The organism is Cytobacillus sp. Bac17, assembly GCF_024519925.1.
GTDB classification, from domain to species: domain Bacteria; phylum Bacillota; class Bacilli; order Bacillales; family Cytobacillaceae; genus Cytobacillus; species Cytobacillus pseudoceanisediminis.
In genome coordinates this window covers 1-21,800 of sequence record NZ_JALJRC010000023.1, presented here as the reverse complement: position 1 = coordinate 21,800, position 21,800 = coordinate 1, and the positions used below count along the sequence as shown (strand labels likewise).

The 21,800-nt window shown below is 41.6% G+C and carries 17 protein-coding genes; 2 read left to right on the top strand and 15 right to left on the bottom strand.

Translation table 11 applies throughout. The features are described 5' to 3' along the window. Nucleotides 1-384: 384 nt before the first annotated feature. From NR125_RS21470 to NR125_RS29655, 15 genes are all read right to left on the bottom strand, one after another. Nucleotides 385-606, bottom strand: a complete 222-nt coding sequence (locus tag NR125_RS21470; protein WP_256816114.1) for a YozE family protein — start codon at nucleotides 604-606, stop codon at nucleotides 385-387. A gap of 125 nt (nucleotides 607-731) precedes the next feature. Further along, on the bottom strand, nucleotides 732-1,025 hold the full coding sequence (locus tag NR125_RS21465) for a YokU family protein (protein WP_009332585.1): 294 nt from the start codon (nucleotides 1,023-1,025) through the stop codon (nucleotides 732-734). A 10-nt stretch (nucleotides 1,026-1,035) separates the two neighbouring features. Next, the gene (kamA, locus tag NR125_RS21460; protein ID WP_256816113.1) at nucleotides 1,036-2,466 is read right to left on the bottom strand and encodes a lysine 2,3-aminomutase; all 1,431 of its coding nucleotides are present in this window, start codon (nucleotides 2,464-2,466) and stop codon (nucleotides 1,036-1,038) included. Between the two features lie 166 nt (nucleotides 2,467-2,632). After that, on the bottom strand, nucleotides 2,633-4,075 hold the full coding sequence (locus NR125_RS21455; RefSeq protein ID WP_071157290.1) for a sigma-54 interaction domain-containing protein: 1,443 nt from the start codon (nucleotides 4,073-4,075) through the stop codon (nucleotides 2,633-2,635). 73 nt (nucleotides 4,076-4,148) lie between these two features. Next, nucleotides 4,149-5,024, bottom strand: coding sequence for a putative beta-lysine N-acetyltransferase (gene ablB / locus NR125_RS21450; protein ID WP_009332588.1), 876 nt, complete (start codon nucleotides 5,022-5,024; stop codon nucleotides 4,149-4,151). 321 nt (nucleotides 5,025-5,345) lie between these two features. Then, nucleotides 5,346-6,767, bottom strand: coding sequence for an aldehyde dehydrogenase family protein (locus NR125_RS21445; protein ID WP_256816112.1), 1,422 nt, complete (start codon nucleotides 6,765-6,767; stop codon nucleotides 5,346-5,348). A gap of 11 nt (nucleotides 6,768-6,778) precedes the next feature. Beyond that, nucleotides 6,779-8,113, bottom strand: coding sequence for a 4-aminobutyrate--2-oxoglutarate transaminase (gene gabT, locus NR125_RS21440; RefSeq protein WP_256816124.1), 1,335 nt, complete (start codon nucleotides 8,111-8,113; stop codon nucleotides 6,779-6,781). An 11-nt stretch (nucleotides 8,114-8,124) separates the two neighbouring features. Beyond that, complete coding sequence (locus tag NR125_RS21435) at nucleotides 8,125-9,390, bottom strand: peptidase (protein ID WP_071157286.1); 1,266 nt, start codon at nucleotides 9,388-9,390, stop codon at nucleotides 8,125-8,127. A 48-nt stretch (nucleotides 9,391-9,438) separates the two neighbouring features. Then, nucleotides 9,439-10,101 (bottom strand): 3-oxoacid CoA-transferase subunit B, encoded by a 663-nt coding sequence (locus NR125_RS21430; protein WP_009332592.1) that lies wholly within the window; start codon nucleotides 10,099-10,101, stop codon nucleotides 9,439-9,441. Next, nucleotides 10,086-10,778 (bottom strand): CoA transferase subunit A, encoded by a 693-nt coding sequence (locus tag NR125_RS21425; protein WP_009332593.1) that lies wholly within the window; start codon nucleotides 10,776-10,778, stop codon nucleotides 10,086-10,088. The genes NR125_RS21430 and NR125_RS21425 overlap by 16 nt, the downstream gene beginning before the upstream one ends. Before the next feature lie 2 nt (nucleotides 10,779-10,780). Continuing rightward, entirely contained in the window at nucleotides 10,781-12,139 is a 1,359-nt protein-coding gene (locus tag NR125_RS21420) for an aspartate aminotransferase family protein (protein ID WP_019379704.1), read from the bottom strand. A 212-nt stretch (nucleotides 12,140-12,351) separates the two neighbouring features. Beyond that, on the bottom strand, nucleotides 12,352-16,557 hold the full coding sequence (locus NR125_RS21415) for a tetratricopeptide repeat protein (protein ID WP_256816111.1): 4,206 nt from the start codon (nucleotides 16,555-16,557) through the stop codon (nucleotides 12,352-12,354). Nucleotides 16,558-16,677: 120 nt separating this feature from the next. After that, nucleotides 16,678-17,655 carry a S66 family peptidase gene (locus NR125_RS21410; RefSeq protein ID WP_019379706.1) on the bottom strand — a complete coding sequence of 326 codons (978 nt, stop codon included), beginning with the start codon at nucleotides 17,653-17,655 and terminating at the stop codon, nucleotides 16,678-16,680. 129 nt (nucleotides 17,656-17,784) lie between these two features. Further along, complete coding sequence (locus NR125_RS21405; RefSeq protein WP_019379707.1) at nucleotides 17,785-19,251, bottom strand: NAD(P)/FAD-dependent oxidoreductase; 1,467 nt, start codon at nucleotides 19,249-19,251, stop codon at nucleotides 17,785-17,787. A 228-nt stretch (nucleotides 19,252-19,479) separates the two neighbouring features. Beyond that, the gene (locus tag NR125_RS29655) at nucleotides 19,480-19,650 is read right to left on the bottom strand and encodes a YjcZ family sporulation protein (protein ID WP_009332599.1); all 171 of its coding nucleotides are present in this window, start codon (nucleotides 19,648-19,650) and stop codon (nucleotides 19,480-19,482) included. Between the two features lie 190 nt (nucleotides 19,651-19,840). Here NR125_RS29655 and NR125_RS21395 point away from each other — a divergent pair, with 190 nt between their 5' ends. After that, complete coding sequence (locus tag NR125_RS21395) at nucleotides 19,841-20,932, top strand: SGNH/GDSL hydrolase family protein (RefSeq protein ID WP_019379708.1); 1,092 nt, start codon at nucleotides 19,841-19,843, stop codon at nucleotides 20,930-20,932. A gap of 31 nt (nucleotides 20,933-20,963) precedes the next feature. Beyond that, on the top strand, nucleotides 20,964-21,563 hold the full coding sequence (locus NR125_RS21390) for a DUF502 domain-containing protein (protein WP_009332601.1): 600 nt from the start codon (nucleotides 20,964-20,966) through the stop codon (nucleotides 21,561-21,563). The last annotated feature ends 237 nt before the right edge of the window (nucleotides 21,564-21,800 follow it).

Below are 21,800 nucleotides of genomic sequence, written 5' to 3'. Positions count from 1 at the left end.
ATATGCACTTTTTATGAAAATCGTCCGTACGTTCATCACAATCAATCAAAAGCCATTCTCAAAAAATGGCTCTTTTTCAATGATTGATGATTTTTATTTTTGAATACTGCCCGTTGATTTCCAGGCACTTGCTTTCCGCGGGGAGGAATGCGAGCCTCCTCGGCTTCGCCTGCGGGGTCTCACACTTCCCTCTCCTCCCGCAGGACATTGAATAAGCTTCCTCGAATGGGCACAGCACGAAGGAAATGCGTCAGCATTTTCGAGGATCAAGTGCCTTCCGCTCCAATCAACTCATAAATTAGTTACCTGCCCAAAAGCAACAACCTTTACGAAAACAGCCAAATAAAAAAACACTCCTGTGCCGGAGTGTTTCAAAGTGTTCATTTAGCTTTCAGAAAGTATATACAATTGCCAGACTTCATCAAATACAGACATGCTCTCAGGATAACTTCCATTCAATTCGAGGTAAGAGCTGACCTCATCATACTCATAGGCTGTTTTCGGAAAGCTGTGATCCTCATATGCCTCATTGGCAAAACGGCTGATGTCGTCCATTGGTGCAGGGTGTCTGTATTTCATTAAAAAGTGATAGAAAGTTTTGGACATACTAACGCCTTCCCCTTTATTCTGTCGTTCATTAATTTATTTTCTACTATAATCGAATTGTGCTCAGTTCGTCTACTATTACATAGAAAAGCAGCCCGCATAGCTTTGCGGGCTGCCCTTATCACTTACTTATCATAGGAAGAGAAATCGAAATAATTTCGCTTCAGCAGCCTTGGCTGCTCCATCAGCTTTTCGAAACTAATCTCTTTTCCAATCTTTTTCACATCAATCAAAAATAGTTGGTCCTCAATCTCCTTAACGAGATCATCTGACTGGTAAACCATTTCACAATCCCTGCAGGAAATGGAAGGGGTCTCATTAATTTGGATGGCCCTTGTTCCATCAGGCAGCTCCCAATAAACGGTTTCCCTGCTTTCATTTATATTCTGGCTTTCACACCATGCACATTTACTTTGCATTATGAGCCTCCTATTCCTTTGCCGATGCGGTCTCTGAATTCGTTTCAGCTGCTGGTTTCTGTTTCGTCTGCTGGGCATTGAATTTCTTTTCCTTTAGTTCATCGCGTTTGTCACGCTTATCCTTCAATGAACTGTGGGACGGATCGCTTTCATATTTTTCGCGGCGGTCAAGTCTTGCGAGCCCTTCAGGTACAAGATTAAACTGCTGATCATTCATCAGCGCTGCTATTCCGACATTGGACCGTTTTTCATCCATTTCCGGGTAAACTTCTTTAAAATACCCTTCAGCACGGCCCGGAACATAGTTTTCCGGCTCCGGATAAGTGGTTATAACTCCTTCAAAATTACGAAGGACCACTTTATCGGCACTTTGTGAGATCAGGTAATTTGGCTGCAAGGAGATTTTTCCACCTCCGCCAGGCGCGTCAACAACAAATGTTGGAACCGCATATCCGGAAGTATGTCCTCTTAATCCTTCAATGATCTCAAGCCCCTTTGAAACTGGTGCACGGAAATGGCCAATGCCTTCAGATAAATCACATTGATAAATGTAATAAGGCCGGACCCGGATTTTAACAAGATCATGCATTAATTTTTTCATTATTGGAACGCTATCGTTTATACCAGCCAAAATCACGGATTGGTTGCCTACTGGAACACCGGCATTTGCCAGCATCTCACACGCTCTCTTAGAATCTTCGGTAATCTCAATGGAAGTATTAAAATGTGTATTCAGCCATACCGGATGATACTTTTTCAGGATATTGCATAAATTTTCGGTAATCCGCTGCGGAAAAACAACTGGTGCCCGCGTGCCGATTCTGATGATTTCAACATGATCGATTTCCCTCAAATTCTTCAAAATGTACTCAAGGATATTATCATTGATCAAAAGTCCATCCCCGCCAGATATGAGAACATCCCTAACCTGAGGCGCACTCCTGATATAGCTGATCGCTGCATCAAGCTGTTTTTTCGGCACTCCCATGCCAATTTGACCGGAAAATCTCCTGCGTGTACAATAGCGGCAATACATGGAGCATTGATTTGTCACCAGAAATAAGACACGATCAGGATAACGGTGCGTCAGGCCAGGGACAGGTGAATCTTCATCTTCATGCAAAGGATCTTCAAGATCATATTTTGTTTTATATATTTCTTTTGAAATTGGTACCGATTGCATTCTGATCGGGCATCGCGGATCATCCGGATTCATTAGTGAAGCATAATAAGGTGTAATGTTCAGCGGAATCGTCTTGGTCGAGATCCTTACTCCTTCTTCCTCATCCGGAGTGAGATTGATGACTTTCTTCAGATCATCAACAGTGCGAATCGTATTTGTCAGCTGCCAAAGCCAATCATTCCATTGTTCTTCTGTGACATCCTTCCACAGCTCAATATCTTTCCAGTACCGATCCGGTTTATATAAAAAGTTCTTCATTTAAATTCCCCCTATATGGATTTCTTTAAAAATATATACTGCAAGAATCATGCCAATTCTGAAGCTTTCGTATTATCATATGAAAACCCTGACTGAGTGGCGATTGTTAGCAGCTGAGGGGATATTTTTATTAAACTGGTGACTTTGAAACAAAAAAAAATGCCGATTATTCGGCACTTTCATAATTGCTGCAGACAAGACTCCCGTTATTTATATCAATATTATACTTTGCCAGTTTATATTGCAGCGTTTGCCGCGGAACCTCCAATAGCTTTGCGGCTCTTTTTATATTTCCATTGGTCTCTAGAAGGGCTTTTTTAATTAATGCTTTTTCCTGTTCTTCCATGCTCGCCTTTAATGGCTGAACCTTTAGTGAAACAGCCTGTTCATCCTTTTGCAGCTGCTGTTTCATTATCACAGGCAAATCCTCTGCTTTAAGAAAATGATCTTCACAGACATTCATCATGTATTCGATTGTATGCTTTAATTCCCTGACATTCCCGGGCCAATGATATTGTCTGAAAAAGGCAAGCACATCCTCCCCGACTCCTGAAAGGTTTTTGTCTAAAACCTGATTAAATCCCCTCATAAAATGATGTGCAAGAAATTCAATATCTTCTTTCCTATCCCTTAGAGGAAGGAGCCCGAAAGTGAGAACATTTAAGCGGTAAAATAAGTCTGTTCTGATTTGATTTCTCTCCAGTGCTTCCACTGGATGGATATTCATGGCTGCAATCACTCTTACATCTACATGGGTGCTCTTCGGGCTTCCCACTCTTCTGACAATCCCATCCTCCAGCACTCTAAGAAGTTTTGCCTGGAGCTCAATTGGCATGGCATGTATTTCATCAAGGAAGAGTGTTCCCCCATCGGCTAATTCAAATAGCCCTGGTCTGTCTACAGCTCCTGTATAGCTTCCTTTAGCCGTTCCGAATAGAATGCTTTCAAGCAAGGATTCAGGTATAGCTGCACAGTTCTGGGCAATAAATGGCCCGGCTGCTCTTGAGGAAGCATGGTGGAGTCCCTGAACAAAAAGCTCCTTTCCGCACCCGCTTTCGCCAAACACCAGAATGGAGGAATCAGACTTTGCCAGTTTGGCTGCTTCCTTCTTAATTTTTTGCATTTCCTGATTTACAGTAAGAAGACTATCCAGTGTGTACTGTACATTCTGAACAGGAGTCTTTTTTTTGACAGGCTGTTTTATTTTTTTTCGCAAATCCAGAAGGCTTTCTGATAGAAGCTTTAATCTGGAATAGTCCTTAGCAATCTCAACAGCTCCTGCTACTTTGCCATCTACAGTAATAGGGAGAGTTGTATTAATGGTTTCTATTTGCGCGCCATGAAGGTTAACATAGGATTGCGTCTGATTATAGATCGGTTTTTTTGTTTTCATTACTTTTAGTAAGGTGCTTGTCTCTTTATCCAATGAAGGAAAAACTTTCAGAACAGGTCTTCCGATAACCTCAGAAACCTCCAGGCCATCGTGCCTTGCAGCAATTTCATTATAAAAAATGGTATTTCCATCCAAATCCACAACATGAATTCCTTCATCAATGCCCTTTAGTATGGCTGCCAGAACTTCTTTTGAAATGCTTTGAGTTTCAGTCATCAAAATCCCCTCCCATATTTATGTATATGAAAGGGTGCCGAAAATTTGTCAGGGTGGTGCCGAAAAACTGGCACTATTTTTTATGGCTCCAGGAATCTTCAGCAGCCAAATTCTTTACCCAGACATTCATATTTTCAAGTTTATCGAAAATATAACAGTTGTTAAGAAGCCGGCCCCGATAGGAATACCCCAGCTGATGCAGAACGGCATTCATTCCGAACGACAGCGCTCTGGCAATGGAGTAGGCACAGAATACACCCTGCGATTTTAAATCTTTTTCCAATTTTTCAAGGAGTATTTTCATTAAACCATGTTTACGGTGGGACGGAAGTGTTGCACAATCTGTCAGTTCTGCGTTTTTATAAAAAAGATTGACCTCCGCTGAAGCTGCACTGACAAGGTCATCATTATACTGAAATGCGTAATAGATGGTACCTTCCTGGATTGTCTTTTTAATATATGAGGGATCATGGAGTGGTGTTGGATAAATTTGAAATACTTCCCGATAAAGTGCAGCAAGTTTTTCAGCATTTTGCTCTGATATTTTCATAAGCTGATATTCGGATGGAGGCATGATGACATCCGGGTTTCTTGAAAGGGCAGCTACATTTGTAATAATGCTGTCTTCTGAAATCCAATGTGGATTGATTCTTCTTTCGTCCGAGAAATATTTGCAGAAAAAGTATTGATCAGATCCCCGGAAATATCCGTCAATAACAGCTTCGCACTGAAAACCCATAGCAAGCAGTTCCGTATAATTTTCCACTCTTCCTCTAAAAATTAATTTCTCACACTGGTGTTCTTTTGCCGTTTTCTCTGCTTCATGGACAGCATCTTCCAATTTCCCTGCATAATCGTCTACTCTTAAGCGTTTATTGAATGGATCAAGGTATAATTCGGCAAGAACGTTTTCTTTTTTTATTGTTTTTACAGAAGCTTTTTTATTCATTGCTCAGACCCCCTTCTATTAAAAAACTGCCCGGCCAAACGGCCAGGCATTATAGATGATGAAGGATATACGGGCCAATTCCGCCTTTTTTTCGGCCGAATCAGCGCTTTTACCGGCCAAATATAGTGAACTTCAATTTTCGCCACTGATTGCTAGTTGAGGCCCACAGGAAGTGGGTCACAAAGACGTTGCCACAGGAGGTGGCGTTTCTTAGTCTTTGTTCTTCTTTTCGGGCCTTCACGGGCAGTTTGACCCCCACTTATCCCTCAACGATTTTTCCAGATCCTCGAAGTGGAGGTCTTACTGTTCCTGTCCTTCATCTTAGTCAATTTTAAAGCTGATCAGCTTCATCTCTGTCATTTCTTCAACAGCATATTTTATGCCTTCACGTCCCATTCCGCTCATTTTTACACCACCATATGGCATATGGTCTACGCGGAAGGTTGGGAAATCGTTAACCATCACACCGCCGACATGAAGCTCCCTTGCTGCTTTGAAGGCTTTATTCACATCATTGGTGAAAACACCAGCCTGCAGGCCATAATCTGAATCATTCACAAGCGCAAGCGCCTCTTCAAAGCTGCTGAATGAATTAATATGGACAACAGGTGCAAATGCTTCCTCACAAGAAATTTTTTCTGATTTATCAACGTTCAGCAGGACGGTTGGATACAGGGTATTATCTGCTGCCTTTCCGCCAAGAGCAAGTTCTGCTCCGCTCTTAACGGCACTCTCGATCCAGCTTTGCGCGCGGTCGGTGTCGCTTTTGGAGATCATTGCAGAAATATCTGTTTCTTCATTAAGCGGATCGCCGATTTTTAGCTTTTTGGCTTCCTCAACAAAGCGTTCGGCAAATGTCTGGTACAGGGATTCATGGACATAAATGCGCTGAACGGAAATACATACCTGCCCCTGGAAGGCAAATGCCCCAGCTGCAATTCGCGGAACAATTCTCTCCACGTCTGCATTCTCATCCACTACAACTGCCGAATTGGAACCCAATTCAAGTGTTACTCTCTTTAAGCCTGCATTTTCCCGAATCTGCTTTCCTACTGCAGGGCTCCCTGTAAAAGTAATCATCGATATGCGGTCGTCTGCAACAAGCACATCCCCTACCGTTCCGCCGCTCCCTGTAATTACATTCAGAGCTCCATCAGGGAGTCCGGCTCTGTGAAAAATACCAGCTATTTTATATGCCGACATTGGCGTTTGGGATGCAGGCTTTAATACAACCGTGTTTCCGGCAGCAATTGCAGGACCCACTTTATGGGCAACAAGGTTCATAGGAAAATTGAATGGAGTGATGGCGCCGATAATTCCAAGCGGCTCCTTTACTGTATAGGCAACCCTGCCTTCGCCTCCAGGAGCAGCATCCATTGGGATTGTCTCTCCATAAAGCTTGCGCGCTTCCTGGGCAGCGAAGGTATATGTCATGATGGTGCGGTCCACTTCTCCTCTTGCAGCCTTTAGAGGTTTAGATGCTTCACGCGCAATGATCATTGCGCACTCTTCTTTTTCTTCCTTCATAATGGCAACTGCATTTTCCAGTATTTCTGCCCTTTTATGAGCAGGCATTTCAGCCATTATTTTTCTGGCATGATCTGCCGCATCAATCGCTGACTTCACATCGGAAGGAGAAGCCATGGCAACTTCTGCAATACCTTCCCCGCTATAGGGGCTTTTCAATGCTTTGTAGTTCTCTGTTTCCTTGAACTTTCCGCCAATCCATAAATGTTGTTTCATTGTATTCCTCCTTATGTGCAGCATTCACCTATTACTTCTTCCAGTACGGTTAAACCTTCATTGAGCTGTTCATCGGTTGTAATAAGCGGAGAAAGCAGGCGAATAATATTGCCATAGAGGCCAGCACTCATAATAATGAGACCGCGCTTGTGCGCTTTTGACAGGATCTCCTGAACGATTTCCTTATTCGGTTCCTTTGTATCCTGATCTTTAACAAATTCAATGGCACACATTGCCCCTAAAGAACGAACTTCACCCACTTGCTTATATTTTAAAGGAAGATCTGAAAATTTTTCAGTAAAAAGGCTTCCGATTTCATTTGCCCTTCCTAATAATCCTTCTTCCTCAATTGTTCGAATCACTTCTAATGCGGCTGTACACCCGAGCGGACTGCCTCCATAAGTTCCGCCAATTTCACCGATATTCGGTGAATCCATTATGTCAGCCCTTCCAGTTACAGCACTGATAGGCAATCCGGCACCGATTGATTTTGACATCGTAATTAAATCCGGCACAACATCATAATGCTCCATAGCAAACATTTTGCCAGTCCTGCCAAATCCCGTCTGAACCTCATCAGCGATAAAGAGGATTCCATACTTTTCACAAAGCTGTTTTACACCTTTTACAAAACGGGAAGATGGCATAACAAAACCGCCCTCACCCTGTACAGGCTCCATAATGACAGCAGCAATTTCTTCAGGAGGCACCTCGCTGAGAAAAAAAGTTTCGAATCTTTTAAGTAAGGCAAGATCATGTTCTTTTTCCTTCAGACCTTCGCTGCGGTAATAATAAGGGTAAGGCCATTTATATGTTTCAGGCGCAAATGGCCCGAATTCATATTTATATGGTTTAACCTTACTTGTTAAACTCATGGACATATAGGTCCGGCCATGAAACCCCCGCTCAAATGATATGATCCCTTTTCGGCCGGTATATTTCCTTGCTATCTTTACGGCATTTTCCACTGCCTCTGCGCCGGTGCATAAAAAGAATGTTTTTTTGCTGTGGTTTCCAGGTGTAATGCTGTTGAGCTTTTCTGCCAGTTTAATATAAGGCTCATACATCATGACATGGAAGCACGGATGAAGATATTGGTCAATTTGGGCATGCAGGGCTTCCACTACCCTTGGCGGGCAATGGCCAACATTTAATGTGCCGATTGCCCCGGCAAAATCAAGAAAAGTATTTCCGTCTATATCTGTCAGAAGTACTCCATTTCCCTTATCAGCAAATGTCTGAATCGTGTTAAACGGCCCCCTTGGCACATTCTGCTCTTTTTTAGCCAATAATTCCTTCGCTCTCGGCCCCGGTATCTCCGTTCTTATTTTTATTGATCCCATCATCATTTCCCCTCTCACTGATTAGTGCCGCACCATTCCATCATGGCCAGAGCAATGATTTCAGCAGCTTCAAAAACTTCCTGCAAGGAGATATACTCGTTAACATCATGGGCCGCTTCAGTTACACCGGGGCCAAAGACAACAACAGGTGTATTCCCCACTTTGGATAATATGCCTCCATCCGTGCCCCAGGGTGATGCTTCAACTGCCGGCTGCATGCCTTTTACTTCTTCAAAAGACTCCGATATTACGGTCATTAGAGGGTGATCCTGTTCCAAATCACCAGGCAGCCAGCGTCCGCCGAACCATTCAACTTGAGGAGGATTTTTTTTAAGCCACGCATCATTTTGTGCTGCTTCCTTCAGGCACTGTTCCAGCTCTTTTTCCGCAGATTTCATTTCCTCATCTGGCGCCACCCCCATCCTTCCCTCTATGATGGCAATATCCGGCACTGAAGAAGGCCATTCTCCGCTATTTATTTTTCCGATATTTATAGGGATTGGTATAGGAATCTTGGAATATAGCGGATCCTCAATTCTAAGGTTTCTTAATTTTTCAAGTTCCTGAAGCTTTGTCATAACTGTCATGGCTTTTTCGATTGCATTGATGCCTTCATATCTGGTTCCTCCATGAGCAGAACGCCCTTTTACCGTTATCCGAAACCACATCGAACCCTGCTGTTTTGGGAAGAGCTTCATATTTGTCGGTTCGGGAATGATTGCCCCGTCGGCTGTATATCCCCGGAGGACAGCAGCCAGAGTACCCGCCCCTCCGCTTTCTTCTTCTATGACACTTTGGAATATCACATCACCTTTAAGCTTAATTCCAAGCGTTATGATGGCTTCCATTGCAAGCAGGAGTGAGACTGTTCCCCCTTTCATATCCGTCGAACCCCGGCCATATAGTTTTCCATCTTCGATTCTGCCGCTAAATGGGTCATGATCCCAATCATTTCGGTCTCCCTCTGGAACAACATCAATATGGCCATTGAGGATAAGGGACCTTCCTCCGCCTGTTCCTTTCAAAACAGCCACTACATTGGGATTTCCGGAAAAATCCTTTCTATCCGAACAAAAAGCAGGATGTTTGGTCAATTGCTCCTTGCCAATCTCCCAAATATCCAGGGTTAGTCCAAGTTTGCGGCATTTTTCAATGATGACAGCCTGTGCACTGCTTTCTTTCCCACGGATGCTTCCTTCCTGGACAAGCTGCTGAAGAAGTCTTGTTCCCCTTTGCCTATTTTCTTCCAGCCACTGTTTAATCTTTGCATGAGCATTCATATTCCCACTCCTTTTCTGAGACCACAGCCAAACATAGGATACTATCTATCAATTAATCACTCTCACATTCCCAGCAATGGTAAAGCCGCAGCCGGTTTTCGCCCTTACTGCATGAATCGAGTGCGGTGCAAACAATTCTGTCAGTGTCAGACCATGATTTGTTATTTGAAAGACAGCCATCTCCGTAATAATCATGTCTACACAGCGGGCAGATGTAAGAGGCAGACTGCACTCGTTCACAATTTTTGAATTTCCATACTTATCTGTCTGGTTCATAAGGACAATTACTTTTCTGGCTTTTTGGGCAAGTTCCATTGCCCCGCCCATGCCAGGAACTTTTTTACCAGGGACAATCCAATTGGCCAGATCTCCCTTTTCACTCACCTGCAGGGAGCCAAGGATCGTCATATCAACTCTTCCTCTGCGTATCATCCCAAAGGCAATAGTACTGTCACAATACGAAGCACCTTTTACAACGGAAACCGGAAATCCGCCAGCATTACAGAGATTTTCATCTTCCTTCCCTTTCTCCGGACTTGGCCCCATACCTGTAATGCCATTTTCAGCATGAAACATCACATTTGTCCCAGCTGGCAAATGATTGGGAACAAGCGAAGGAATTCCAATGCCAAGGTTTACAATCATCCCGTTCTTTATTTCTTCAGCCGCACGTTTTGCAATGCGATCTCTGATTTCTACTCCCATGCCCATTTCCAATTCACTCCTTTCGAAGGGACAATATAATCCACAAAAACCCCTGGTGTTATAATTTCATCAGGATCCAGGCTGCCAAGGGGGACAATTTCCTCCACTTCTGCAATGGTCATATCTCCCGCCATAGCAACAAGCGGGTTTGTGTTTCTCGCACTTTTGTCATAAATTAAGTTTCCGTAAGGATCCGCTTTTTTTGCAAAGACAATGGATATTTCAGCTGTTAGAGCCGTTTCAACAAGATATTTTTTTCCACTCAAATTACATGTTTGTTTATTGCTTGTTACAATGTCATTATCAAGTCCAATATCGGAAAGAATGGCAGGGATGCCGACTCCCCCTGCACGGATTCTTTCTGCCAATATTCCCTGTGGCGAAAACTCCACTTCCATTTTCCCATCTGTCATTAATTGGCCAGCAACGGGATTTGATCCGATATGGGAGGCAATCATTTTTTTCGCCCTTCCCTGGCTTACCACTTTCCCGATGCCAATATGGGGAAACCCTGAATCATTGCCAATAAGCGTTAAATCTTTGAATCCATTATCCAAAATTCCGTCAATAAGGGCAGGAGGGGTGCCAATTCCTCCAAATCCGCCAAACATAATGATCATGCCATCCCGAAAATGCTTCATTGCCTCATCAATTTCAATGATTTTGTTATAAGTGTTCTCCATATTTATTCAGCCTCTTCCTCAGCAAAGATCAAGTGTTTTTCTGTGAAAATCTGCAAAGTCCCTTCAAACCTTTTCACCAGATCATCAATTTCCCTTTTGGTAATGGTAAGCGGCGGTGCAATCAATACAGCATCTCCATCGATGCCGGTTTTGCCTGCCCCCGCCGGGTAAATAAGCAGTCCCTGTTCCTGCGCTTCCTGTATTAATCTCTGTGTCAGATTAAACTTTCTCGAAAACGGCTCTCTGGACAGATGATCTTTTACAAATTCAAGTCCGATCATTAGTCCTTTTCCTCTTACATCACCAATAAAAGAAAATTTGGATTGCAGTTTTGTCAGCTTATTTTTCAAATACACACCTTTGCTATCCACTTCAGGGATGATGTTGTTTTTTTCAATATACTCAAGCACTGCGAGAGAAACTGCGCAGGACTGAGGATTGGCACTTAAGGTATGGCCGCTCATAATGCTCTTTGACCCTGCCAAAATAGGCTTCATAATTTCATCGCTTACAAGGGCAGCCGCAATCGGAGCATACCCGGCCCCCATTCCTTTACCAAGTGCGACAATATCAGGTTTTACATTCCATTGCTCGCAGGCAAGCATTGTGCCCGTTCTGCCAAAACCGGTCATAACCTCATCAGCAATAAATAAAATGTCATGCCGGTCACAAATTTCTTTTATTATCCTGTAGTAATCTTTTGGAGGGGTTATAGCACCCCCTGCAGCCCCAATGACTGGCTCTGCGATAAATGCAGCAATATTCTCTTGCCCTATCCGTTTAATGACGGTTTCAAGTTCATGGGCACACAGATATCCGCATTCAGGCGCTTCCAGCTTGTATGGACACCTATAGCAATATGGCGGATGAATGACAGGAAAATCTTCAAGCAGCGGTATGAAACGCGCCCTTCTGCCCGTATGACCTGACATTGATAAAGCACCCAGAGTTATGCCATGATAGCTCATCCACCTTGAAAGCACCTTTGTTTTTGTCTGAATGCCTTTTTCCTGCCAGTATTGAATCGCAATTTTCATAGCTGTTTCAGTGGCCTCAGAGCCGCTGTTCACAAAAAAGCTCCAATTTAAGTCGCCAATTGCCGCTTCCGCTATTTTAAGAGCCAGCTTTTCAGCTGCCCCGCTGGTAAATTGCGAACGATACACAAAAGAGACTTTCTTAGCCTGTTCATGCATTGCCTCAATGATTTCCTCAACACCATGGCCAATATTTGCCGTTATCGCGCCAGACGATGCATCCAAATATTCCTTTCCGTCAGTATCATATAAATAGACGCCTATGCCATAATCAATAACTGGATAATGTGCATGAAGCATTGGCTTAATTAGGTTTGATTGATCCATTTCAGAAACCCCTCCATTGTTATTCGTGGAAAAAAAGCGTCTTGGGCTCTAAAGTTGAAGCAGAATTGTAAAGTGTGACGCTATCTTCTGGGCCAATATATTAAAATATATGAAATGACTTCCAAAATCTTTCTTAAAGAATATTCATATCTTTAAAATGAACCATTTGCAGGAATTAAAAAAACAGCCGGTGTAATCGGCTGTTTTTTTGGTTAAATAATGCTTTTTTTCAGGTTCATCAGATCAATGTCTTCCTCTGCAAGTTCTTGAAAATATCCTTCTTCATCATGATGAAAGACATACTCAAGTTCTTCTTCAGCTTCTTTCAATTTATTTAAGATTGATAGATAGCAAGCTTTATTATATCTCGCTATCAAAAGATCAGGATCAATTTCAAGCGCTTCCTCCATTAGTTTTAGTGATTTTTCAACATCCTTTATTTTATGAAAAGAAATAGCCAGTTCAATATATAAGGAAGTATCATCGGTATGAAACTTTAATCCTTCTTCCATAATCTCTATTGCTTCTTCATACCGTTTTCTTTTATTTAATAATTGTCCGTATCTAAAATGGGCTTCTTTTTCATACGGATTTTCTGTTAACACCTTTCTTAAGATTGTTTCTGCCTGGGTGAATCGCATCCTGTGTGTAAATGCAACTGCCTTTAAGAGCATGAGATGTGTATCGTTCGGCTTTTCTTTTAGGCAGGCATCCAGCAGTTTTATTGCTGTGTTCATCTCTGCAGCTTCCTCAATGGGATCATTCCCGCCCGCCATATGGATCTGTACAAGCTGATAGGCTGTAATAAAATCCCAATCTTTTTCAAGAGAAGATTTCAGAACCTTTTTGGCATCCTCCTCAAGATTTACAGATTCATAGAATCCCGCAAGACCGATTGGTGCATTTTTATTAAACGGATTATGTCTGATTGAGGATTCATATAAGTCGATAATCACTCCAAACAAAGTAATCTGCTTTGTCTTCTCTCTCAACTTTTGAACAAACCTTCCAATGAAGGAGAAATTTTGATCAGCTTCCCAATCCACACCGCTTGCATGCTGGGCCAATGCATCAGCTGCCTTTAAGAATACCTGGCTTTTTTCCGTTTTTTCAGTTCTAATTTTCCCGAGGAATGCCGGAAGGTGTAAAATTTTATTGGTTTCGACAAATAGCACAATTAAAGTTTCATATATGTCTTCATCATCCCAATATTCTTTAATAAGTTCCTCCAGAAGCTTCCTAGCCTCTTTATATTTCTTATTCTCTATAAGCAATTTTGAATAGTGATGTTTTATTTCAGCTAATTGAGAATCCAGATTCAGGGCCTGCAAAAGACATTCCTCTTCCTTGATTCTGTCTCCTGCAGCTCCATAAGCATAAGCAAGGCTATCCAATCTCCATGTTTCCAGAACTTCACCCTGCATACGAATTAATTTTTCAATAACCCCCCGAAGCTCTTCCATGGATAGTAAGCTTGATAAATATTCAATATTAACTCTTAGAGGAGCCTTATCAATCAGCTTCAGCATATACTCTGCTTCCTTCAGTTCATTTCCTAAAATCCCATAGATTTGTGCAATGCGGCTATATGCCCCCTCTGTTTCAGGATTAAGATCAAGACATTTTCTAAATGCTTTAATCGCCGGTTCAAACTTTTCAAGTCTAAAATACGTTTCCCCCAGCCTGTAGTATGGAAAAGCTGTTTCATTTTCCCCGATGGCTCTTTTATAAAGGCTAATTGCTTCAGCATATCGCTCAGCACTTTCATATAAAGTGCCCGTATAGCATAGATAGTCAGTTTGAGAGTCTTCATCAGCCTTTGCTTCCAGAAAAGCGATTGCACGATTCACATAAGGCGACTCTTCTGCTATATTTACATATAGCTCCAGGGCTTCATTCAGATTTTGATCAACGTAGTTAAATCCCCTTTCAATTAGAGACATTCCTGCCTCCAGCAGGTGGGAATCCTTCAGGTCTTGTGCAAAGTCTGCAACCAGTTTGCCCCCATTTATTAAAAATTCGCTATCCTCACTGAAACGTGCTTCATGTTGTCTTATAAATTCTGCTGCTTCATCTGGCCTCTTCATTTCAGAGATAGCAAATGCATAACCCAGATAGGCAAAAACCTCATTAGGATTTTCTTCAATACAGGAGAAGTAAATACTCTCTGCTTTTTCATATTCCTCATGATCTTTGTAAAGATCACCCAAGCGAATTAAAATCTGCGGACTTCCTGATACCCCCGCTCCTTTCAGTAAAATCTCTTCAGCACGCATTTTATCTTCAAACAAATATTCATAGCAGTCGGCAAGAGCCAGATATGGATAAGAAATTTCAGCATCCAGGCTGGCTGAAATTATGTAGCCTCTTTCTGCTTTGCGGATTTTTCCTTCTGCCTGGTCAAGCTTCGCTCTCTCATACCATACATGCGCATCACCATGATCTTCACGAAGAAGCTGGCTGAATATCGAGCGTGCTTCATTGTACTTTTCCTGATCCGTAAGAATTATGGCATGATTTACTCTAATAAAGCGGTCTTGCTCATTTATATTTAGTGCAATGTCTGACATTTCTTTCGCATTTTCCGTCTCAGAATTATAGAGGAAGCACAGCGCAATATAACTCCAAATATAGTATTGGTCTGGGTCAAGCTGAAGGGATTTTCTGAAATAGCCAATCGCAGAATAGTATTGGTCCTTATACATCTGGATCCTTCCACTCAAATATTGGTATAATGGGCTAAAGGTTTTTCTATTGACAAGTGATAAAGTATTTTCCGCTCGATCGATTTCGTTTAAACGTATATATGCCTGAGCTGCATACAGCTTAAAAAAGTCTGACTCAGGAAAAATGGCCAGCAGCTTTTCGGAACATTTAATAATGAATTCTTTATGTTTATCCCCGGAAAAAAATTTTAATGTATATATGAGCGTATAAGGCTCATTCATTGAAGAAGATAAAAAGTCTGCCATAGCAGGTTCACTTTTCATTATGTCTTCTTCAACCATTTCCGAAAGGGAGTGAAGTTTTTTATAATACAGGTGATCATCCATAGGCAGGAATTCAAGCTCCGCCTCTCTCTCTATTGGCACTGCCGCAATCGACAAAAAGTTAGTATTTACAGCAAGCTTTTGGAACTCCCCATAAGGAACATACATTGTATCAAGAAAGTTTGGATCTTGTACCAAATAAAAGCCAAATCGTTCATCAATCCCAATCATAACCTGCACATGTGAAGATGCCTCAAAGTCCACACTAAGGATGATGGGTATCCCCTGCTGCAATAATGCCTTATAACGCTCCTTTTCACCTGTAAAGAAACGGTATGCGAAACCTTCTTTTTCAAGGTATTCCGCAGATGCAGACAGCTTTGAACCAGTCACATCAAAAATATGTTCAGCAATATCATCCTGAGTTTCCTTTTTACCAAAATAAGAAAAGAGCATTTCAAAGCTGGCAGGCACACAGTAATTGCTTTTCTGTACAATTGGATTGATTGAGAGCTTTACTGCATCACCTGTTTCAGAAAACCCCTTATCTCCTGAGAAAGGACTGTCCTTCATTTTCTTCTGAGAGATAAAGTGATGTAATTTTTCAAGTTCATCTTTTTGATAGTAGGAAAGAGCTCTAAGATGTTCAAAATAGCACTCATAGCTGTGAAAAGGAACAAGTCGATCGAGCTCACTCATTTCTGCTAGCATGTCCTCATGCAAGCCGAAATCTCTGTATCTGCGAATAAGCTCCAATTTTAATGCAGGCGCCTGCGGGTGGACTTCCATGCCTTCTTTAATCGTTTGAAGAGACTTTCCTCCTCCTCCATTTGATGCGTATAGATCTGATAACAAAAGATAACAAGCAAGTCCCCGTTCTTCATCTCTCAGGCCAGCAGTTAAATGAGATTCTGCCTTTGCACGGTCTCCTATCTGCAGATAATAAAATCCAAGTTTATCCCAGATTGGCTTTTCGCTGATCGCCTCCATTTCAACGAGCTTTTTCACTGCTTCTTTTGTTCTTTTTAACTCAAGAAGGCTATGTACTTCTGTAAATAAAGCACTTATCCTCAGCTCAGTTTCTGCTTCATGCGGCATCTTTTTCAAATATTCCGTTATAATATAATTTGCTTCCAGTGACCTTCCACTGTCAATTAACTCATCGCAATACCAAATGGCGGTTTGAAGTGTTTTAAAACGCCTGTGTGCATAGCGGGCAAGAAACCCGCTATATTGGTACATCACTCCGTGGTCAAATAATCGAATGAGCAGCTTAAAATCTTCAACTGAAGATATTTTTGCTAATTTATTCTTAATAATTGAGAATTTTGATTTTTTCATATCTTCCAACTCATTAGCCAGAACATTCAGCGCCTTTAAAAACTGCCTGTCTTCTGCCAGGCCTTTTAGATTTTCCAGAATTTCCATTGTGCACCTCATTTGGGTATGATAGAAATATAATACAAACATTTACAGAGATTTACTACAGGAAATGGTTGTATTTTTTTCTTTGCATAAAAATACCCCGGCATATGATCCGGGGATTAATTATCTCTGTTCAATCCAAATTTCACTTTCAAAACCTTTTGCTTTTATTGCTGCCCTTCCTCCAATCGGGATAGTGGCATAAGGCTGTACATGGCCAAAATTCACATCAGCTATCACAGGAATGCCGTGAAGCTCTTTTTTTGACTCAATAATCTTTCTCAGTGCCTCTTCGGTAACCTGGGAATTCTTCTGAAATCTGCCAATCAGGATTCCTTTGATGCCTTGAGCATCAGGCAGGTGCAGGAGTGATTGAAGATCCCGATCAAATGTAAGAGCATGTGATTCCTCATCATCTTCAATAAATAAGATTGAATCCTTTAATGATGGCATGAATTCTGTCCCCTGCAGCAAATTAAGTGTGCATAAATTCCCTCCAATTAATCTCCCTTCTGCATCCCCTTCCTGGATTACCGTATACCCATTATTTTTGATGAAATGCCTGTCTTCCTGATCAAGATACCATGGATCATCACTCCAATCTGACGAAGCGAGGATTTCATAGGGAGCGTCATTGGTTACTGCATTAATAAAAGAATCAAGAGTGTACTCAAACCCATGTTTCACACCGAAGCTTGAAAAATGCGGGCCTGAATAGGTGATCAATCCTGTTTTTTTATAAATTGCTCCCTGCAGTGCCGTGATATCACTAAATCCGCAAAGTATTTTCGGATTGTTTTTTATTATCTCGAAGTCTATGTAATTCAAAAGCTGGTTGGCGTTATAGCCGCCAATCACTGTGAGGATCCCCTTTACATTAGGATCAGTAAAAGCATCATGCAAATCTTCAATTCTCTCTTCAATAGAAGTACTGAAAAACTCATCATGCAATTCTGCATTTTTGCCGTATGTTATTGTGAATCCAAGCTGATTCAGCCGTTCCTGGGCAATTCGCAATTGTTCGCCTTTTATGATGGCCATGCTTCTTGCCGGTGCAATGACCCGGATTTCATCTCCTGGCTTTAAACGCTCTGCAAGCATTATGTCCTCTCCTTTGCTCCTTTGAGCCTTGTTTATTTTTTTTACATTTTATCAGATACAATCTCGTTAAGAAATGACTGTTTTTACATATTGAAAAAAGGCCAGCTTTTCAGCTTGGCCTTTCTGCTTTTATACTATTGCAGCTTCCCTTCTTGGTGCATTGCTTTTCTTTTCTACGATATCCCTTGCAATCCAGACTCCGCAAGCTCCCGCTTGTGCGAGACCTCTAGTGATGCCTGCACCGTCCCCGCCGACATAAAGGCCGCTAATTTCCGTTTCGAAACGGTTATTAAGTCTTGGGCGCGCAGAGTAGAATTTTGCCTCTACGCCATAAAAAAGTGTATGTTCTGATGCAAGACCAGGAGATACATGGTTTAAAGCCTCAGTCATTTCAATCAGGCTTTTCATTGTATTATATGGAAGCACAAGGCCTAGGTCGCCAGGTACCGCCTCTTTTAAGGTTGGCTCCAGGAAACCTTCTTTAATCCTCTTCTCAGTTGATCTTCTTCCTTTTAATATATCTCCATACTTTTGAACAATGATTCCGCCGTTTGAAAGGCTGTTGGCAAGCCTTGAGATTTCGTGTGCATACTCATTTGGCTTATCAAACGGTTCTGAGAATGTATGGGATACAAGCAGAGCAAAGTTTGTATTCGGGCTTCCCAGTTTAGGGTCTTTATAAGCATGGCCATTCGCCAGCATGATTCCGGAGTGGTTTTCCACTACGACATGGCCAGAAGGATTGCTGCAGAATGTCCGAACTCTTGTACCGACAGATGTATTAAATGTGAACTTTCCTTCGTAAAGATGTTTATTAATCTCTTCCATGACAATATTGGAAGTTTCGACCCGGACACCAATGTCGACTTGATTATTGATCATCTTTAAGCGGCGGGACTTCAGGAGGTTTGCCAGCCAAACAGATCCATCTCTCCCGGGTGCTACAACCACCTTATCAGCATGAACTTCATTTCCGGACTTAAGCTTAACCCCCATAATGCGATGGCCATCAGGCGTTTTTTCGGTTATAAGATCTTCAACCTCTGTCTTATAAGACATATCAATTTTTTCACGCAAATATTCATAAATGCTTTTTAGTATTTCAAGGTTCTGCTCCGTACCTAAATGCCTAACCTGTGCACGAAGAAGTTTCAGTCCCGCTGCATAACCGCGGCGCTCAATATCTCTCACTTCAGCCGTCATTGGATCTGTGATGCTTTCAGTTGCACCGTGTTTCAAATTAATTTCATCTACATATTTGATCAATTCAACAACCTGGGAATCAGGGAGATAATCTGTCATCCAGCCGCCGAATTCACTTGTAATATTGAATTTCCCATCTGAATAAGCCCCTGCTCCGCCAAAACCATTGGTGATTGAACATGCCGGCAAACACCCTGCATACTCTTTTCTTCCCGCGGCCGGCGGGCATTTCTCAATCTTTTTCTGTAAAATCGGACAATTCCTCCGATAAATATCATGACCTTTATCAATTAATAAAATATTTGCTTCAGGCATTTTTAGTGTTAGTTCATAACAAGTAAATATTCCAGCCGGTCCAGCACCGACAACAATAACATCATAATTTGCATTCATCGTCCTATTCCCCCAGACGCATTATTCGTTAATTTCATCAACCCTAGGTAACTATATCAAACACTGAATAAATGGTCAATCTTTTTACGAACTATTTAATAAAATTAATCAATATTGTTCGGTTTTACAAAAGTTTATGTAAAATTCCGCGAATAAACCGCAATTGCTGGCCCCTTAACAAACTGAAGGCTGCTCCTAAAGAGCAGCCTCCACAAGATTCATTTTATATTACCAATTTCCACAGCAGCATGCTCCGATAATGATCAATAGAATGAACAATACGACGATCAATGCGAAACCGCCATATCCGCATCCTCCATATTGAGCACCCGCTACAGGATATCCATATCCTGGAAAACATTGGTCGTAGCCAGCACCAGCAACTGCACCTTTATACATTAATAATCACTCCTCAACAAGATTTCTTGGGCATTTTCAATATTAATGTATGTGCGGAGAACTTGACCCGCATGTGCATTTGCCCATTTTTATAAAAAAACGCTGAACTCCATTTTAAATCTTCCCCCATAGCCATTATTAGGGTACGATAACATTAAGGATTCAGAAAAGAAGCGGGGGATTCAAACCAATGAAGAAAAGGAAGATCGGCATATATTTTTTTATCATCACTTTTATATATGGTTTGTATCATTTGTTTGATAGCCTATCTAAAGTTGAAGGGGCAAATCCAACTAACGTGTATCAAAAGTTATCATCAAAAGAGAATATCAATTACCTCATTATCGGGGATAGCATTGGCAGGGGGTCAGGTGCGACCTCCAAATCATCTGCATGGTTTACAAGGCTTGAGCGGCATCTTCATAGTGAATTTGAAATCAAAGCCAGAAGGCATTCTATAGTCCAAAGCGGTGCCACTGCCTTTGAAGGCTTATATAAGCTTCAGCAATCCGAACATTTAGGGAAAATTGATTTAACTTTTATCGTGTTTGGGGAGAATGACCGCAAATATATGGATGAAAAGCAATTTTCATATTTCTACGAAGGGCTTATCCGGAAAACCAAACAGCTCTACCCTGATACCGAGATCATAACCATTACAGAAAATCCGCTTGATAATGAAGCATTTGTCCAGGCCATTTCTGTTATTTCTAATCACTATGGCGCAAAAAATGTGGATATGAGAAAGCCGTTCGGACAATCCGGATTGCCTGCTCAGGAACTGACAAAGGATATGGTCCATCCAAATGATGAGGGCTACAAAATATATGCAGATACACTAATAAAGAAAATAAGAGAATTAGCCGGCAGTCATGCAGAAATTGCTGAACTTTCTGCCCCCATTCATGAAAATGCGGATATTGAAATAGCATCGATTCCTCATGTAACGGACATATCGGGTTCATTTATTCACAAAGACGGCATTTGGGAGAGCAGCAAGGCGGGTGACAGTCTTGAATATCAATTTAGCGGCCCCTTCCTAGGCGTCAATATGATTCGAAGTGAAAAAGGCGGAAAGATGGATGTTTTTATAGATGATGCATATATCACATCTTTATCCGCTTGGTGGCCATTAACTAAAGAGCGATACCAGTATATCATTAGCGGCCTTGATCACGGAACGCACCATGTGAAATTTATTGTATCGGATGAAAAATCAGTAAACAACAGCACGAACGATGCTGTTATTCAAATTTCTTCCATCCTGAGCAGATCAGAATAGGAAGGTTTTTCGTTCGATTGAGGAGAAATTCATGAAAAGTTTATTAAAGAATTTTATCAATGGGATTCTAACAATTGTGCCCATTATTTTAGCAATATTTGTTGTGGTAAAAACCTTTTTGTTTTTAGACAGCATTTTGGGGAATCTCTTAAAGCCTTATTTAAAAGATGATTATATCCCTGGAATCGGACTAATAGCTACACTTATCCTGATTACTTTATTAGGATGGCTTTCCACCAATTTCCTTACAGGTTCCATTATTAAACTTGTGGATCGAATGCTGGAAAGAATTCCTCTTGTTAAAACGATTTACACAGTCATTAAAGATACTGTCCATTCCTTCTTGGGTGAAAAGAAATCTTTCTCAAAAGTAGCATTGGTTACAATCCCTGGGACCGAAATGAAGAGTCTCGGGTTTATTACTTCAGAAGAATTGGAAGAATTTTATGACCCGCTGAAGGAATATGCGGCTGTCTATGTTCCGCAGACTTTCCAGGTAGCCGGCTTCACATTCTTAATACCAAAGGATCAAATCGAGATCATAGATGTTAAGCCGGAAAATGCAATGAAATTTATTCTATCTGGAGGAATGACCTCGAAGGGAGTTCCGGAAAAGGACCGGAGTTTTTAAGAAATAATTAGAAAAAGCCGCCTAAAAATTAGGCGGCTTTCAGTTTGTAGACAAATAGAGTTCGGAATAGTCTCATTCCGAACTCTTTTTTTGATTTTTTGTAGGACTTCAAGTAATTACAGAGAATTGCAGACCTCTCCGAGGTTATCATTTAGGCCATTTCTGGACCTTGCCAAGTCCAGTTGGCCATTTTCTTCAAATTCATGGCAGCGAAAGTAAGCATCGCCTGCATCGACA

Excerpts from the sequence above, each read along its gene's own strand:
- NR125_RS21470 (WP_256816114.1), bottom strand. The coding sequence starts at position 606 with ATGTCCAAAACTTTCTATCACTTTTTAATGAAATACAGACACCCTGCA.
- NR125_RS21465 (WP_009332585.1), bottom strand. The coding sequence starts at position 1,025 with ATGCAAAGTAAATGTGCATGGTGTGAAAGCCAGAATATAAATGAAAGC.
- kamA (WP_256816113.1), bottom strand. The coding sequence starts at position 2,466 with ATGAAGAACTTTTTATATAAACCGGATCGGTACTGGAAAGATATTGAG.
- NR125_RS21455 (WP_071157290.1), bottom strand. The coding sequence starts at position 4,075 with ATGACTGAAACTCAAAGCATTTCAAAAGAAGTTCTGGCAGCCATACTA.
- ablB (WP_009332588.1), bottom strand. The coding sequence starts at position 5,024 with ATGAATAAAAAAGCTTCTGTAAAAACAATAAAAAAAGAAAACGTTCTT.
- NR125_RS21445 (WP_256816112.1), bottom strand. The coding sequence starts at position 6,767 with ATGAAACAACATTTATGGATTGGCGGAAAGTTCAAGGAAACAGAGAAC.
- gabT (WP_256816124.1), bottom strand. The coding sequence starts at position 8,113 with ATGATGGGATCAATAAAAATAAGAACGGAGATACCGGGGCCGAGAGCG.
- NR125_RS21435 (WP_071157286.1), bottom strand. The coding sequence starts at position 9,390 with ATGAATGCTCATGCAAAGATTAAACAGTGGCTGGAAGAAAATAGGCAA.
- NR125_RS21430 (WP_009332592.1), bottom strand. The coding sequence starts at position 10,101 with ATGGGCATGGGAGTAGAAATCAGAGATCGCATTGCAAAACGTGCGGCT.
- NR125_RS21425 (WP_009332593.1), bottom strand. The coding sequence starts at position 10,778 with ATGGAGAACACTTATAACAAAATCATTGAAATTGATGAGGCAATGAAG.
- NR125_RS21420 (WP_019379704.1), bottom strand. The coding sequence starts at position 12,139 with ATGGATCAATCAAACCTAATTAAGCCAATGCTTCATGCACATTATCCA.
- NR125_RS21415 (WP_256816111.1), bottom strand. The coding sequence starts at position 16,557 with ATGGAAATTCTGGAAAATCTAAAAGGCCTGGCAGAAGACAGGCAGTTT.
- NR125_RS21410 (WP_019379706.1), bottom strand. The coding sequence starts at position 17,655 with ATGCTTGCAGAGCGTTTAAAGCCAGGAGATGAAATCCGGGTCATTGCA.
- NR125_RS21405 (WP_019379707.1), bottom strand. The coding sequence starts at position 19,251 with ATGAATGCAAATTATGATGTTATTGTTGTCGGTGCTGGACCGGCTGGA.
- NR125_RS29655 (WP_009332599.1), bottom strand. The coding sequence starts at position 19,650 with ATGTATAAAGGTGCAGTTGCTGGTGCTGGCTACGACCAATGTTTTCCA.
- NR125_RS21395 (WP_019379708.1), top strand. The coding sequence starts at position 19,841 with ATGAAGAAAAGGAAGATCGGCATATATTTTTTTATCATCACTTTTATA.
- NR125_RS21390 (WP_009332601.1), top strand. The coding sequence starts at position 20,964 with ATGAAAAGTTTATTAAAGAATTTTATCAATGGGATTCTAACAATTGTG.